The organism is Methylotenera sp., from assembly GCF_029945535.1.
Classification (GTDB): domain Bacteria; phylum Pseudomonadota; class Gammaproteobacteria; order Burkholderiales; family Methylophilaceae; genus Methylotenera.
Genome location: NZ_JAQSCU010000008.1, coordinates 1 through 16,816 on the forward strand (window position 1 = coordinate 1; position 16,816 = coordinate 16,816).

Consider the following 16,816-nt stretch of genomic DNA (forward strand, 5'->3'; position numbering starts at 1 on the left):
GTGGGTCAATTTTAAATGCAATTGGTGGGTCAGTTATTAATGCAATTCAACATCTCTTACTTTAAGTTTAACTAAATCACAAACACGGAGCTTACAATCAATGGCAGTTAATCAATAAATCTTATTTTCTATCAATGCAGGATGTTCGTTAAATTTGTGAGGCAATGACAGGTAATGCAAAGACAAGTTTTCTAACTTCTTAAACACATAACAATCTGAATATCTGGTAGCAGTTTCTGGAATTTAATTTCGTTAATTGAACCTAACTCTCTTTCCTATACTTCTAAGTACTTATCTCGAATTTTGAGAATTTCTGGTAAACATTTTTTAAAGTGCTCTACCACTTCCGGATCAAAATGAACTCCGGCATTTTCTTTAATATAATTCACCGACGCATCAATTGACCATGCCTTCTTATACGGGCGAGGTGAAGTCAGTGCATCAAAAACGTCAGCAACAGCAACGATGCGTCCAGATTGAGGTATTGATGCCCCTGCTAATCCATTAGGATATCCAGAACCGTCCCATTTTTCATGATGACTTAAAGCAATCTCGCTTGCCAAAATCAACAAATCTGAATTCCCATCCTTAAGTATTTCTGCACCTATGTTGACGTGTGTTTTCATAATTTCCCACTCGTTTGGTTCAAATTTGCCAGGTTTAAGTAAAATCGCATCCGGTATTCCAATTTTGCCTATATCGTGCATCGGGCTTGCATGTAAGATTAACTCACAGTCTCCATCGCTCCATCCTAAGCTTTTAGCTAATAATGTCGACATTTTACTCATTCTAATAATATGAAAACCAGTTTCATTGTCGCGATACTCCGCTGCACGACCAAGTCGGCGAACTACTTGGAGTCTCGTTTCGCTAAGTTCTTCAGTACGCTTTCTAACCATCTCTTCTAGCACTAATTTCTGATTCACTAGCATCCTTCGACCTAATTGAACATCAAGCAGGTTACGCACCCGCATCAACAACTCAGTAAGATCAAATGGCTTTCTGACCAGATCTCGTGCTCCCATTGCTAGCGCCCTTAATAAGTATTCATGGTCACTTTGAGCAGTCAAAATTAAAATAGGTGGTAACAGCGGATCGTTGAGTGAGTTTAATTGCTCCATTACTTGATAGCCGTCTAAATGTGGCATATTAATATCAAGCAGAATTAAATCTGCTTTTTCTAAGATATATTCATCAAGCACATTCCGAGAATCAATGATTGGTACAAGATTTTGATAACCTTGACTTTTTAGAACACTATCTAAAAGCTTTATATTAGTTGGCTCATCATCAACAATAAATATTCTTGCATTCTTTGATATTTCTTCGCTCATCACATACTCGGATAATTAATTAATAGGAAACGATCTACAGTTTTAAGAAACTCGGTAACATCGATAGGTTTGGTAATATAGTCTGAAAATCCTGCAGATATTCCCTTACTTTGATCCTCTTTCATTGCATTAGCTGTCACTGCTACGACTGGAATATGCGCTGTTTCAGGCATAGCTTTAAGTGCGCGCAGAGCTGCGAAGCCATCCATGCCTTGCAAATTGATATCCATTAAAATCAATTTAGGTTTCTCATGTAATGCCATTTGAATGCCAATTTCTGCAGTGCTAGCATGCAGAAATTTAACGTTCTGACGTAAACGAAAAATCTGCTCGACAAGACGCATATTCGTAAGATTATCTTCAATATAAAGTACCATTTTCTCTCCTTTGTGAAGTTAGATTAAGTGGTATTTCATCACTTTCATTTAGAGAAAGATCTTCATTCAAATTAAGCGGCAAGTCTATCCAAAATGAACTGCCTACTCCTTCAGCACTTTCATAACCAACACTCCCATGCATTGCCTCAATTAGTTGCTTCGTAATCACCAACCCAATCCCTGTGCCTTCCACCGTGCCAGACCCGTGACCAAGTCGATCAAATGCCGTGAATAACTGTGATTGTTTATATTTTGGGATACCTATTCCTTTGTCTTTCACGAAGAGGCGCACTTTATCTGCTAGCAGTTGATAATAAATTTCCACAGTACCATCTACTTTGTTGTACTTAATGGCGTTAGATACTAGGTTTACAATTATCTGCTTTAACCGATTTCGATTTGTAATAACAGTAGGATCAAAATCTGGCATGTTAGATGAATCTAAATTTACCTTATACTTATGAGCTAAAGGTTTCATCATAGACAAACAATCTTCAATGACAGGCTTTAGAGCTATGCGCTCTAAAGTGACATCTATATTCCCAGACTCAATACGTGAAAGATCCATTACGTCGTTGACTAAAGATAGAAGATGCCTTCCTGCATTCTCAATCTCTAGCGCATGGTCCTTTGCTTGCTCAGATATATCAGGATTCATGCGAAAAAGTTGCGAAAACCCAAGAATGGCGTTAAGTGGAGTTCTAAGTTCATGACTCATACTAGATAAAAATTCGGATTTTGCTAAATTCGCACGACTCGCTTCTTCTCGTGCTAGATTTGCAGCGGTCAAAGCATCACTCAACTTCTTATTGGCTTCGATGATTGATTTGCGAGATTCAATTAATCCTATGCGAGCCCCTTCAAGCCCACCCGCAGCTTGTCCAATTTCATCTTGAAGCTTGTTGAACTGTATTGCCATATCTCCAACTTCGTCATTTGAATAAACTTTTATTGGTGTAAACTCTAATCGTGCTTTAGCAGATTCAAGATTACCCTCAGCCAGCGCATGCATTGCTTTAGTAAAATCAGTAAGTGTTCCTTTTAACAGTTGCTCTGCAGCATTAGAGACTTGGACTGCTGAATGAGCTATCATGCCTGGCAAAATTAAACCCACAGCAATCGTTAGCAATGCGACTGCAACAAAAATATCTTCAAGCATGGCAATCATTGCTGGATCTTTAATAGAAACTTGGTCTACTGCTATCAAGTAACCTGCCGCATCAAGAACGAGTACTAGCAACATTGCTCCTGTCAGTTTTAAGTGTAGCGTTCTTGCCACTCCAGGTAATCCAGCTTTTTTTCGATCTGAATATTTCCTCCATGCATACAAGATCGATCCCGAATATGCAAAGCCGATTCCTATCAATACTGTTGGCAAACCAAACTGTTGAAATCCTAGAATAATCGTTAACAACCAAATTCCTGCAGCAATTAATCCAAGCATAATAGTGCCACGTGGTGCTCGATAAGGTCTTGGTAAGTTTGGTTCGTTATTTCGCAAGATCCAAACGGCTACGCTTGGCATAGCAATACCAATCAGATAAGTAAGGTTAGCTGCAGCTATGAGCCAAATTGGATCACCAATATAAAGAAATAAAATAGACATTGCTGCTGTTAAGAGTGTTGCTACCCATGGAGCATCAGAGCTAAGTCTTTTGCTAAAGGACTCTGGTAGCAAGCCGTCTTCTGACAATTGTGCTAAAGTCCGTGCCGCACCAGCTAAAGGCGCTATAGTGCCATGCAGCATATTAAAAATCATAAACCAAATAGCAACTGCCTTAGCTCCGCCGCCTATAAGGGGAGCAAAAGTCGGACCAAGCTCAAGTGCCAACTCCTTAGCTAAAGGTTCTGGTCCAAGTGTCCCAAGCCATATAATTGGAAGCACAATAAAATACAATGATGCCAACGCAGCACTTGCAAACATGGCTCTCGGCACATTTCTATTTGGATCAATTGTTTCACCAACATGGCAAGCTGCCTGTTCAAATGCTGGAGCTGCAAATCCAATTAAATACAACCCAGCCATAACACTTGTCACATGTCCAAACCAGCCATCGAATGGCACTATTAGATGAAAGGTAAATGCTTGTTGCCAATCTACATTGCCACTAAAGACTGGTATAGTCGCTGACGCAAAAGCTAGTAAGGCGGAAAAAGAGGCTATTGGCATCGCCAAGCGCATGACCCACTTTACGCCGCACAAATTTAAAAAAGTAAAAAATAAAACGATCAGGGTTGCCAAAACGGGCACGGAAATTTCTGGCAAATACCACTGATGAATTGCTGAAGATGCAAGTAGTGCAGTCAGCCCACAAGTTGGTACCCAACCCCACCAATAACATACCCCCGTTAAATTAGCTAAAACTGGACTATACGGACGAAAAGCCTCTGCACAAGTAGCTGCGATACCTCCTACCTTGTTGGGATACATCAATACGAGTTCAGTCCAGCCAGGAGTAGCCATCCAACTTAAGATAAGACCAATACCAAGGAGAATTATAGCTGCGCTTCCTTGACCTGGAATATCGCCTTGCCCTATAAGTAATGCTCCGAGTAAAAACAAGCTTTGATTGATACCTCCCATTGCTACAGACGTAGTACCAAACCAACCTACTGTTCGAGGGTGCAATAAGGAATTATTACTACCTGTCTGGTTGCTATAGTGTATGTTGCCTACGTCCATTGGAGCATAATCCTTTGATTACATTATTTGCAATGTAGTCTTTTCTCTCACCTGTCAAAATTTTGATAAATTAAGACATGATTCAGGTATTGAGTACAAAGTAATATAGTTTTAATTTAACTAATGGTTTCGCTTATGAGATAGCAAACATTTTAAGAAATTTTAATGGATAGTTGTAATTATTGATTCTGAGGAAAGAAGTGCTTTTGTAAGTTAATTAACATTAAGTACCCACTACCTTACTAATAAGGCTGGAAGTTTTGTGTCACCACCTCACGATGGGTTTGCCCTAAACAAATTTTTAAACTAACTATTAGGATTATATTTCCTAGTAATAAATTATATAAGTAGGGTTAGTCCATTATTTATGACGGTTTTTGTCTTACAAAATAATTATCAGGTCTGGCAAGAAGCTTTTATTTTCAGTCTTGCCAGTTAAAATCTTAATTGGCAAGACTGGAACATGAAGTCCATGTTTATTAGTTATGTTCGCTTAGAATAAACCATCGACTTTTAAATATAAGGTAGCTGTTTGCATCGGTGCATGTCCAATCCATCGTTGGACATGCACCAAATTTACTTGAATGGCTGGTATGGGCCCAAAGTCCCATTTATATCAGTCTGCTTTACGGCAATTCATTTTAATCAGGTGTCAATGACTGCTTTGTAACAATTCAATTAAATGGTTATGGGGCAAGTTTCGACCAAAATCTGAAATTCGAGTTTGGGTAGTTATGCCTATAGATAGGGAAGCTGAAAAACTTCTATTTAAAAAAAGATATTACCTCATTATCTATTTGGTCGAAGTTCTAGACTTTCGAGCAGCTCTAGAATAGTTACAATTGACTCAACATGACCACCATCAAAATCGTCCCGATCAGCTTCTTCGTGAGTACCTTTATTAAGATAGAGCCAGACAAGATTCTGCTGGGGTATACCCAATATCGTAGTAAAAGCCTCTATAACTGGATCTTTGCTTGGATGATTAAAAGCTGGTAGATCCATCAATTTTCTTCGAAGTGCTTCACAAAGATTTCTGAGAGCAGGTTCTGCACCAGCCCCAGCCAATGGTAAAGTAATCATGCCGTGATCGTAACTACCCAGCCATCTCCATATTTTCTCAGAAAACATTTCAAGTGCCTTACGTGAAGCATCTAAAGCACCCCGATCATTAAGCTCCTCTCTGGCATCGCGTGCCTGCTGAACATAATTCCTGCTTCGTATATTTCCAGATACTCTTGGCCTATAGTCCCCAGAATGATTTCTGAATATATAGACTAGACTGTCTCGACGTGAGGCTTCATTAAGGTTTTGTTGAATATCCTTGATGAATTCATTGCTATGGCACGTCACAATAATTTGCATATCAATGAAATATTCACTTTCAAAAATTGTCTCTCGAATCCCACGACGATGGTCATGATCAATTGCGTTAATAGCATCATCGAATACGATCAACGGCGTATTTATACTTAGGCTCTTGGCAAGCAAGATTGCTAATCCTAGACATCTGATGTGCCCCTCACTTAGAATCTTCAGTGCATCTACCCTGCGATCAGGATTTCCAAGGAAAGCAATTTCAATTTTTTGGTCTGCTGTAACTGGAAGATAAAGGGCTGCTAATTTATCCTGGTCAAGATCGTTCCGATTGAATGCATTATAGAGATCCATTGCCGATTGATTTAGTCCGGCAATTAATCGGCCAGGTAAAGAGCTACGGTAGCGCCTGAGCAATTGATTAAACTGATCATATGCTACTTTAATCGGGGCATCACGCTGTATAGAGTCAGCCTCAACCCCGACAGCCTGAATTAGCTCAGCATTCAACTGCTCGAAATCAGCGACACTTTGGTTAGCAGCCTGCAGTCTATCAAGATAGGCTTGTCTTTTTCCATCTTGTTGCTGTACTGATAGCTGAAAAGTTAGAAGTTGGTTGCGTTCATTGATATTCCGTTGCCTATTTTCAAGCAGCGCTCGTGTTTCAATATCTCGAGACTCACAACGTCTTGCGATAATTTGAATATCTTCAAGGTTTGGAAGTACTGAACTTTCCAGATCGTATATGTCCACCCACCAACGATCTACGCTAGATTCTGGCAATCCATTAAGATAGGAACCTGCAGCACTATTTTGTTCCCCTATTGCAACTAAAAACTCCCGAAGCTTCAATAAAGTTGAATGTAAATGACGAGAAGTAAGATCCAATCTCTCTAATAGTTCACCGTGTCGAATTTGCATTTCTGCTAATGCTCGTAAAGACTCTAGGCCTTGGGCTGCTTTTTGATAGGGGTCATGTAAAACATGATTTTCCCCATTAAGTGGTGTATCACATGCGGGGCAATGATCGCCCTCAGTAGGCTGTAATGCGATGACTGCTTTATATAAGTCATGAAATGAAATCAAACTAGCATTTTGAGCTAATTCAGTTCTTAGAGCTTGTAATTCAGCATGTGCCTGATCTGCATTTGCATAGGCCTGTTGCAGGAACTCAACGGTCACATCAAATATTGCCGGGGGTAATACATCCAAGAGGTTGGTCAACTCTTGTAATCTGGCTGGAGTATCTGTTGTTCCAATTAGTGCCTTCAATTGTTGGTAAGTCATACCATTGCTATATGAATTGGCAAGCTGAGACTCTTCATCATTTAAAGCCGATAAACTCTCCGCTTGATTGTCGACTAAAATTTGATCCTGAGTGAGCGCTCTGCGACGAGCCTCAAGGATTCTGCTCTGCACATTGTCCCGTATAAGTTGATCATCCATTGACTCATTGAAGTTGTTAACAAAGTCATTGAATTTATCCATCCCAAATAAGGTAGCTATTAATTCTGCTTTTTGGGCTGGAGTCCTAGCAGCTATTCGAGAAAATGCATCAATTCGATTTTTTTCAATAAAACAAAATCTGTAAATATCTAAATTAGAAATAACTGCGATTTCTTGATTTTGGTCATCAGATGCACTTAATGTAGGAGTTGAATATCTGCCTTCATGAGAGTTGGACAAATATGATTCTTGGTCAATGCGTTTCGCTCCAGCCTCTTCTACAGAACCAAGCAAAGCATACTCTAGACCTTCACAAAAACTCGATTTCCCACTGCCATTTGGACCATAAAATAAACTGATTCTTTTACTTATGTCGAAAGTCTCGGGAGATCGAAAACCTCTGAAGGGACCTATGGTAAATTGATTTAATCTTACCCAAGGCCAGAGTGAATTTTGCATCACTTGAGGAGCATCTGGCATTTCATCCGAGGCTGTTGCTAGATGCTCTCTACAAAGACTTGCAAGATAAACAGATCGTTGGCTTCGCTGTCTGGAGGTGGCAAGTACACTATCAAAGTTTAGCAAAATGAGATTTGCTAAACGTTTTACGTTTGGAGAAGCGTTATTTGCAGGCGTATGGAGCCAGTCAACAAAAGTCCTAAAATCATTTATTGCAGATGCCATACTTGCCCCTTATAGTTTACGTCTCTATTGTTAATTGCTTTTTTTAAAATCTATCAAATTAACAATCAAACTTGAATGTTAGGTTTGGGCATTAATTGTCGATTGTGAGTGTCTGATATGTAAACCACGATTTATATTTATCTAGTGAAAATTATAGCCTCATTTTCTAGTATTTTGATTAAGCCAGCTTTGTGCGTTTTGATCAAGCCCGCCAGTTCGTCATCAATCCAGCGCGCTTGATTTACCTCTAACATATCGCCATCTAAGTTAAGGGTAAAACCACAACCACGCATAGCATCTAATAATTCATTTGCTGTTTGAGTTGTGGTTATCATTAAAACCTCATCGCCTCATTTTCATTATGTGTGCTACTGATATCACCTAAAATTGGTGTTTTATCCGTAACACTGTCACAACTTAGCATTGGCGAGGGTTCTAGCGTTACTGTTTGAAAGCGTGTTACCGTAACATATTTTCTATCCGTAACACTACAAAGCTCGTCTTTATTGGTTTCTAGCGAATTGTTACTTTGTGATGGCAAATTTAGGGTGTCTGAGAGATACCGTGCAAACGCATCATTGAACTGATCACACTCAAAGCCTTTAGCAGTTTCATAGGCATTAATGCGAATAGTCTTTGATGTAATGCCATAATCTTTAAGCTTGTTAGAAAGCTGCTTTGGACTTAACTGATTGCCACGGTTATATGTTGCCCATGATTTTTCAGTGTCTTCACATAAAGCATTGATTAGCTCTGTCGTGGTTAACTTAATTACTCGCTTTGCTTCAAACACTTCTTGAATATCTGCGAGTAACTCATTAGCACTACTGATAGGTGTTTGCGTTGCACCTGATAGCCTTAATGCTGCGTTTAATGCAGTATCAGGCCAATGATCACCCGCAACACTAGCAATCTGTAATAAAGGTTCAAAGTTATCTTGTTCACGGTCTCCTAGTGCATCAGGTAATACAGGGCGCGCTTGTTGCACTTCACTTACATGGTCTTCAGCAAACCTAGCTAACTTACTGGCTAATGTTTCAAACAATCCAGCCTCAGCATGGCGCAATCTTTCTACTTTTTCGCTAGCGGTTTTTCTGCGAAGTTCAAACACAATAGAACGACTGGTTACCGTTTCTGCGAGTTTAATTGCATTAATCCCTGCAATAGCTTTCATACCCCATACAGTAAAGCGTTTAGGCTCAAAATCATCGCCCTTAGCAACACTTCGCCATACATAGGCACTATCACGGGTATGACCTGCATTGATTAACCCACGTAACTCCTCATTTTCTTTAAGTACAGTTTCAACTTCATCAATAAATAAAGTAGGCTGGTAAGCTTCGATCATGCGAAATAATACACTTGGGCTAATACCACTAGCCTGAGCGGTTCTAGGTGCAAGTCTCGCTAATACAGTAAGCAATTGAGTTTTACCGCAAGCTCTTTCAGGTGCATTGATCAAAGCAATTGGGGCGCAATCAATGACATCAATAAACCAGCATGCACAAATCCATAACGAAGCGACTTGGGCTTGGTGTTTATCTAAAACGATAAATCGTTGAATCGTGCTAGTGATGTCATCAAGTAATTGCGCTGGATTTATTGGCTCATTCCAAGACTCAATATCTGAAAATGGGGAATCATCTCGATTCAAACTTTCACGCTCGGCTTTCACTATATTATCAAGCGTTTTTATTTGAATTTTTAATACTTTGGCTTGGTCTTTTCTAGCACGGTCATATTCAATCGTACTAAGCGTTGCCAGCCATGCAATCACCTCATCATCAGATTGAGGAAATACCTTTGCACCATTAGACTGAAAACAATCACTTATTATATTGATTTGAGCGCCTGATCTAAGCGGTAAAGTATCAATATCCATTTTCATAGCATTGCGCCCGTGTTTACCCTCAAACTGTTGCATCCAGTCAACACAATCACCTTTTACAGGAAGATTAAGCAGATCAATATCAACCTGCTTAACTGTTGCATTTACGCTTGTGAGTTTAACAAATGCATCACTTGCATATTGCAATCCAGCTTGATCATTGTCAGGCCATATAATAATTTCACGCCCTGCAAGTATTTGCCAGCTTGCATCTTTAGCACTACTTGCACCGCCGCTGGTTGTAGCAATCAATCCAAGTTTAATAAGTGCATCGGCGCATTTTTCACCTTCAACTAGATAAATCGCATTATTAGGATTATTGGCGATCGAGTGCAAGTTATATAGCGGCTTTCCATCGGAAAAAATAGGCTCTTTTAATTCAGTCCAATCGCCAACGATATTGCGAGAAAGTGGCCTAATCCACTTATCTCCATTAATATTAACCATGCGTAAACGCACATAAAGAATGTTGCCATCTACATCCGTATAATTATGCAAGGCTTCTGAAATATAACCATTCTTACGTTGATTTTCTGTAATTGCTTTTGCAGCCTGTTTGATTACGATGAGTTCATTCATTATGCCATCCCAACCCAAGCACCTAATTGCTTGCAGGCTTCTACAAAGTGGAGTCCATGTTTATGCATGTGAAAAGCAAGAACATCACCACCATGCGCACCACAAACCATACAGCGATATGCGCCTTTTTCTACATTGATTCGTAAGCTGGGTTTTGTGTCAGCATGAAAGCAACATATAGCATCACGCCATGAGCCACTTCCCTTGAGTTTTATATTTTGTGATTCATAATATGTGATTGCTTCAGGCAAAGCTTTACGTGAAAAATTGCCCGCGTATTTGGGTTTCGCGTTGATCATGTGATTAAACCCCTATGCTTCGTTAGTTGCAGATATACGGGAATCAATCCATGCCTGAATGTCGCTTTCCAGCCAACCAACCGAGCGTTCGCCAAGTGATATGCTTTTGGGAAATTTGCCAGCCGCCATAAGTGCATAGATAGTGCTACGACTTAAACCAACCGTACCTATAACGCTTTTTAGGCGTTTGAAACTTTTACTCATGTTTATTACTCCTACTTGATTGAAAAGTCACCAAGTAAGGTGATAAATGTTTGTTTTAAGTATCCAAAACTGTGTCAGGAACTATCAATAAAGTGATAATTTAGTCAACACAGCCTCAAACAATTGGTTTAATATTCACATATTCGGCAAAATAAATACATTAGCCAAACGAACCACCAAACAAATACCCCCTTGATAGAGTGTTTTAATCAAGATCAGGTAAACAGTGCAATCCCGTCTAGTCTGAAATATGACTTGGCACTAAGCCCTTTTACGACGGTAATCGTATTAGGGCTTTTCCTTTTGCGGTGTACAAAAGAAACTATCTTAAAAAACCACAATATCTGCGGCAAAAAACTCAGTTAATACAGTCCATCTAGTAGCTTCCTAAGAAAGCTAAGAAATTATAGTAACTGCTTTTATCAGAAAGTAAACAATAAAACTTTTGGATTTATAAAATAACTAATAAAGTTAAACTGAAATAATTTTTTTGAAAATGTTTGTTTAGTAACCTAATAACGTGGAATTTAATTTGGTGAAGTATTAAACGTCAACACTTCCTACTATGCTTAGAGTTAATTTAACCAATCAGCCCATTTTTGCATCATGCAACCTTTAAACTCACAACATTATCAGCCTTAAGTATAGCCTCTAATCGATTACCAAGTTTTTGCCATGCTTCGCGTTTTTCGTCGGCATACTCATCAAGTAAATAAACACGGTCTACCTTTGAGCCTATAACATGGTTTTGGCAAAGGTTAATTACATCTCGAGGCACTTTTAGTTGCTGCATCAAAGTTGCACCAGTTCTACGTAAATCATGTGGTGTCCACTCTTCATCATCATTCAGAACTAGAGTGTTATTTTCAACGCGACCTGCTAGCTTTTTGCTGCGCTGCTTAAATTGAACCTGTCTATCACCTATCTGCTTACTCGCTGATTTAACGCAAACATGCCCATCTTTAAAAATTGCAGGAAATGCCCATGGGGTATCGCCTGTTAATACCTGCAACTGCTTAAATTGATCTAATGCGAAATCAGACAGGTAAACTAGTTGATCAGTTTTAGCCCCCTGCTCACCTTTAGTATTGGCGGCGGGAATAAACCAAGTACATTCTTTAAAATCTACATGCTTCCATTCAGTCATCAATAACTCGCCAATACGGCAGATAGTGCTTAAACATAACCACATGGCAATTTGCACTTCTTTTTTAAGTGGGCGCTCAGTTCCGTATTTACTAGGTGCACCTAAATAGGATTGCGTGGTGCTGTCAAAAATACACTTTAACTTTTTGATTTCATCAATACTCAACATTCGCTTGCGTTCTTTTGTATAGCCTTTTGGCACTAGCTTCTTTATTTCAACTAATTCCGATGGATTGCCGTCAATCAATAGTGCTCGCCAAGGTTTACGTTTCTCAGCCCACCGCAGCATTTGCCCAATGTCTTTTGATAACTCCACGGCCGTAGCAACCGTTCCACCTAGAATAATCTTGCGGAACAAATCACGTAAATCATGCTCAGTTAAATCTCTAATGTAAACTTTACCTAGTGAAGGCAAAGCATGCTTATTAAAAGACTGCGCAATGTATTTGTTGCCGTCTGATCGGCTAACGCCATCTTTAAACCAAGCGTCATATAAATCTTGAAAGCTAAGGTTCTTAGCGCGTTCAATTTCAGTATCAATTAGTTTCTGCTTTTCTTTGGCAATAGTTGCATCAATTTCATTCTGTGCAATTATCTTGTCGGCTAACTTTTTAGCGCGAGGGTCAATACCCGCCTTAATTGACACGCGTGCTTCATCTCTAATCTTACGAATTCTTGCCATGCTGTCATGTGGATATATGCCGCAGTAATGCCAGCAAACCTTACCGTTTAACTTAAACGCAAATCTAAATGGCACTGTGACTGAATTGCTACTAGTAACCCTAACCTCTCCAGTCAACCCACCGCCATCACTAATGCTGTCACCCTTCCACCCAGTAGTAATCGATTTAAGCTCTAACGCAGTCCAATTATTGCCTTTTCCTGCTGATGGGTATCTGTTCATAAAAACCTCACATATTTACAAGATAAAATCCTATGGGTAAACTCATGGGTAAACCGTATATTGGCTTTTATTGTAACGTAATAATACATATAGGACACTAACTAATGTGCAATACAGTAATTATGCCAATGAATTTAAAAGATTATTTAAATAATTGAGGTGCTAGAAAGTCCAGCAAGATGTTTTAATGTTTTTAGTAAAAGAAAGTAATAACTAGCTACGAACCAAGGGGTAAGGAGTTCGAATCTCTTCGGGCGCACCATATAAAACAAGGGCTTACAGTTTAATCGCTGTGAGCCTTTTGTCATTCAAGCCCTCCACGTCCTAAAAAGATTTAATCAAACCAGAAAAATGCGGCGCTTTTATCGATAAAAATACTATCAGTATTACGGCTGCATTTTTAAATAATTAAAGTGAGTTCTTTGCTGACACGGACAACCGTTTTTTATTACTAAAATCAAAGTATGGACTTCACCCGCTTCAGTACATGCAAGCTCATTTCCTTACTGACACGCGGCAGCGTACTAATGAGGAAATGCGTGTATCCCATCCATGATTTTAAAGTGCCAAAGGGATGTTCATCGGTTTGGCGTCGGATACGCATCATTTCAGGCTGAAGCTCCAGACGTGTTTGCATGGCTTCAAGAACCTCTTCATGTTCACAGCGAGTGACTCGCCTTTCTTTACTAGGTGTGCATTGCGGTTTAATTGAATAGTTTTGGCATTTTGAACTCTAAAAGCGATGTAGATTTAGACCATGCTCCGTCGTTGCCATGCGAAATGTGAGACGCTGCCCTGCGGGGCAAAGGTATTCATTGTGTGGACTTAATTAAAAAGAAAAAGTTAGTTGGCATTGGCTATTATTTGGTACTTCCAATGGCCAATAATAGTAGCTAGCGTTAAATTCGTAGTTACTCTAATTTGGAGCGTAGTGGGACGATATAAAGTGTAGCCTTATATCTCAGGGCCTCTAATCTTGTGGAGTCCACTTTTCGCTTTTAATAACAATATGTTCTTGAGTCTGATAAAAGACACGTAATGTCGTAAAAATTTCAGCCTGAATAAGCCAGAGACCATTTGTTTGTTTTTGCCATTTTGCAGCATATACGCCTGCAACTAAAGCGACCTTTTTTTGCTCTGCGGTGTATTTTCCTGTCCAAATACCGATCTCTTCAGCAACCTTCAATGAATTTCTGGTGTGTATTTTTTTAGTTTTCCTACGGTATAGCATTATAGGGTCCTGCGCAAAAGCCGCTTGCCAACGCTTGCGTTGCTCTTCAATGCCTTGAGATTTCACTCCTTTACCTGTCACCACATAGTAATCTGTGGTTAGAAATGAACAGATAGCATTTACATCACGATCCAGTATCGCTTCATTGTGTAGCCTACGAGCAAATTTAATATCATTTGTTTGGCTAAAATTTTGCATTTTATTGCACCCACATACTACTTACGCCTATGCGCCCATACTGCGGCTTCGAGGCGACTTGTTAGCTTTAGCTTACTTAACAAGTGTTTTATATGCACTTTTACAGTAGTGTCACTAATACCTAATGACCGTGCAATTGTTTTATTATTGAGTCCATTTGAAAGGCATTCGAGTATCTCCCTCTCGCGATCTGTAAGTGATACATCCCCTTCCGCCTTATTGAGGGTTGGATGCAAAAGCGCATTTTTAAGTATTTCGGTCAGACTTTGATGCAAAACTGTAGCACCCGTCATAGCCTTTTTAAGATTATCACAAAGGTCTTCTGGCTCCATATCTTTTAGCAGATACCCGTCAGCACCTGCGCGCAAAGCCTCTAGCAAGTCATCTTCCGCATCGGATACAGTTAAGACAATACACTTCGACTCTAACTTTGCTTCTTTAATACGAGAGAGCGTTTCGATACCATTCATGCCCTTCATATTTAAATCAATCAGCGCTAAATCTGGCTTCAACTGCTCTGCTAATAACAAGCCCTCTGCACCAGAAGCAGCCTCACCAATGACAACGAACGCTGGATCTGCCGAGATCATTTGACTGACGCCGCGACGGAACAAAGCGTGATCATCGATAATGATGACAGAGGTAGGTTTGGTCATATTGCTCTCCACTTTTCTAAATTAATTTTTATTTAAGCCTTAATTGATAATAATCTTCATTATTTATGATTATTTATTTATAGCTATTTTGGATGAAATAACAGTCTGACACGTGTTCCACCAAGTCGTCTGGGGAGAATGTCAATTTTCCCACCTAAGCAATGTGCACGCTCAGTCATAATAGCCAAACCGTAGTGGTGCAGCTTAGTCTTGTCGAACGCTACGCCGTTACCATCATCATCAATTGTCACTATTACGTCTCCAGATGACTGTAAAACGAGTGCAATGGTTACTTTCTCAGCGCCTGAATGGCGCACGATGTTTGACAAGGCTTCTCGTACCACATGCAATAAATGAAACTCCTCATTGACGCTCAGCCGACATTCTTGCAAACGATTATCCAGTGTAATGTTTAAGCTAGATCTTTGTGAGAACTCTTCAATGGCCTCTTCAAGCACATGATCAAGTCCGCGAACATCCATCTGCACTCTAAATGTAGTAAGTAACTCTCGCAATTCTCGATAAGCGTTATCTAAACCTTCACGCATGTCATTGACGATACTGTCTGCGCCAGACTCAATCAATTGCATACCAAAGTTAGTCTGCAAACGTGCAATTTGAAACTTCATATACGACAATGATTGTGCAAGTGAATCATGCAACTCTCTAGCAATAACTGCGCGCTCTTCTAGTAATGCCACACGACGACTTTCTTGCTCTTTGGCTTGAAAACCCATGGACAAAGCTAACATCTGAGCTGTCACTTCAAATAATTGTAATTCAGTGTCTTCAAAATAATGATTCGCTTCTGTCTCTAATAATAATATACCCAACCAACCATTGGGGCTTGGTAGTGGAATTGTGACGCATTGCACACATTCACCCTTAATTAACCTAGTTTCATGATTAACCAAAATTTGGTTATTATTTTCATCAAACATGCTCTCATCAAAAGTCAGTGGCCAGTAGCTAGAAAAGAGCGCTCGTTGCGCTGAGATTCTCGACCCTTTCTCGCTAAAAACCAATGCTGCATTACTCACGCCTAACGTACGCTCAAGTGAGTAAAGCGTCTTTTTGATTGTAAGCTCACTCAGCCCCGAGGTTCCAATCAACTTAGTCAGTTTTAATAAAAAATCTTGTGAAAGAATCATTTTCCGCATTTTTTCAGTGCTGGTTTTATTGATCCACTTAGTTTCTACCTGAATACCTTCAAGGCGAGCAGCCATTTCAGCTGATAACCTTTCTAGCAGCTCAAACTCATCATCAAATTGCTTATTACCTTCACTCAAAATTAAATCGTTTGGAACAGAGGCTATTATTTTGCCAAGTCGATTAACCAGAATATTCCACGACATCAACATGATGCATGCCCCAATGCAAAATACGAGTACCAAGCAAACCAATTGAAGTAAGGAAACTAAAGACTGCTTAATAACGATATCTTTTTCCGCAGCCATAACAAAGTCATCGTATGCTTTAATAACGCCCTGCCCTTTATCTATCAATATTTCCTTTGCATCTCCATGCACTCTTGCATCTGCAAAATCTTTTCGCGCAGTCAGTAGTTTTTTATACGAAACATCTAATTTTGTATCTTTTTGATTTTTAGCCCATGAATATAAAACATCCTCAAATTCATTTTGGCTCTCATTCAATCGATTAAAAATTTCTTCCTTGCGATTAAAGTTGCTTTCCAGCTGGCTTACCCCTAGCTTCCAAGCTGATTGATCCTGATAGGCACGGTGAATGACGGAAAGATGATCGGGAATATAATCAAACAAAAATAGTGAACCTGCTTGCATCAATAGAACCGTCAATACCATAGAAACAACTAATGCATGTAAATTTGCATAAAGCTTATGTTTCATAA

The 16,816-nt window shown here is 39.5% G+C and carries 12 protein-coding genes, 1 pseudogene and 1 riboswitch; all 13 genes and pseudogenes read right to left on the reverse strand.

All coding sequences use genetic code 11. The features are described from left to right. Positions 1-275: 275 nt before the first annotated feature. Positions 276-1,334: an HD domain-containing phosphohydrolase gene (locus PSU72_RS02200; protein WP_300430224.1), complete on the reverse strand. Its 1,059-nt coding sequence runs from the start codon at positions 1,332-1,334 to the stop codon at positions 276-278. After that, positions 1,334-1,711, reverse strand: a complete 378-nt coding sequence (locus PSU72_RS02205; protein ID WP_300430226.1) for a response regulator — start codon at positions 1,709-1,711, stop codon at positions 1,334-1,336. The genes PSU72_RS02200 and PSU72_RS02205 overlap by 1 nt, the downstream gene beginning before the upstream one ends. Further along, entirely contained in the window at positions 1,695-4,394 is a 2,700-nt protein-coding gene (locus PSU72_RS02210; protein ID WP_300430228.1) for an amino acid permease, read from the reverse strand. The genes PSU72_RS02205 and PSU72_RS02210 overlap by 17 nt, the downstream gene beginning before the upstream one ends. Before the next feature lie 223 nt (positions 4,395-4,617). After that, positions 4,618-4,693, reverse strand: a riboswitch (cyclic di-GMP riboswitch). Positions 4,694-5,183: 490 nt separating this feature from the next. Then, a complete protein-coding gene (locus PSU72_RS02215) occupies positions 5,184-7,841 on the reverse strand; it encodes an AAA family ATPase (RefSeq protein WP_300430230.1) in 2,658 nt (885 codons plus the stop codon). 137 nt (positions 7,842-7,978) lie between these two features. Continuing rightward, positions 7,979-8,176 carry a hypothetical protein gene (locus PSU72_RS02220; protein WP_300430232.1) on the reverse strand — a complete coding sequence of 66 codons (198 nt, stop codon included), beginning with the start codon at positions 8,174-8,176 and terminating at the stop codon, positions 7,979-7,981. After that, positions 8,176-10,308, reverse strand: coding sequence for a DUF3631 domain-containing protein (locus PSU72_RS02225; protein WP_300430233.1), 2,133 nt, complete (start codon positions 10,306-10,308; stop codon positions 8,176-8,178). The genes PSU72_RS02220 and PSU72_RS02225 overlap by 1 nt, the downstream gene beginning before the upstream one ends. Continuing rightward, complete coding sequence (locus PSU72_RS02230; protein ID WP_300430235.1) at positions 10,308-10,607, reverse strand: CHC2 zinc finger domain-containing protein; 300 nt, start codon at positions 10,605-10,607, stop codon at positions 10,308-10,310. The genes PSU72_RS02225 and PSU72_RS02230 overlap by 1 nt, the downstream gene beginning before the upstream one ends. Before the next feature lie 12 nt (positions 10,608-10,619). After that, positions 10,620-10,811, reverse strand: a complete 192-nt coding sequence (locus PSU72_RS02235) for an AlpA family transcriptional regulator (protein ID WP_300430237.1) — start codon at positions 10,809-10,811, stop codon at positions 10,620-10,622. A 604-nt stretch (positions 10,812-11,415) separates the two neighbouring features. After that, on the reverse strand, positions 11,416-12,861 hold the full coding sequence (locus tag PSU72_RS02240; protein ID WP_300430238.1) for a site-specific integrase: 1,446 nt from the start codon (positions 12,859-12,861) through the stop codon (positions 11,416-11,418). A gap of 457 nt (positions 12,862-13,318) precedes the next feature. Beyond that, positions 13,319-13,678: pseudogene (locus PSU72_RS02245) on the reverse strand (transposase); the annotation flags it as partial. Positions 13,679-13,831: 153 nt separating this feature from the next. Then, positions 13,832-14,290, reverse strand: coding sequence for a DUF4440 domain-containing protein (locus tag PSU72_RS02250; RefSeq protein ID WP_300430239.1), 459 nt, complete (start codon positions 14,288-14,290; stop codon positions 13,832-13,834). Positions 14,291-14,307: 17 nt separating this feature from the next. Beyond that, entirely contained in the window at positions 14,308-14,946 is a 639-nt protein-coding gene (gene narL / locus PSU72_RS02255; RefSeq protein WP_300430241.1) for a two-component system response regulator NarL, read from the reverse strand. A gap of 83 nt (positions 14,947-15,029) precedes the next feature. Next, positions 15,030-16,814 carry a histidine kinase gene (locus tag PSU72_RS02260; RefSeq protein WP_300430243.1) on the reverse strand — a complete coding sequence of 595 codons (1,785 nt, stop codon included), beginning with the start codon at positions 16,812-16,814 and terminating at the stop codon, positions 15,030-15,032. Positions 16,815-16,816 lie beyond the last annotated feature (2 nt).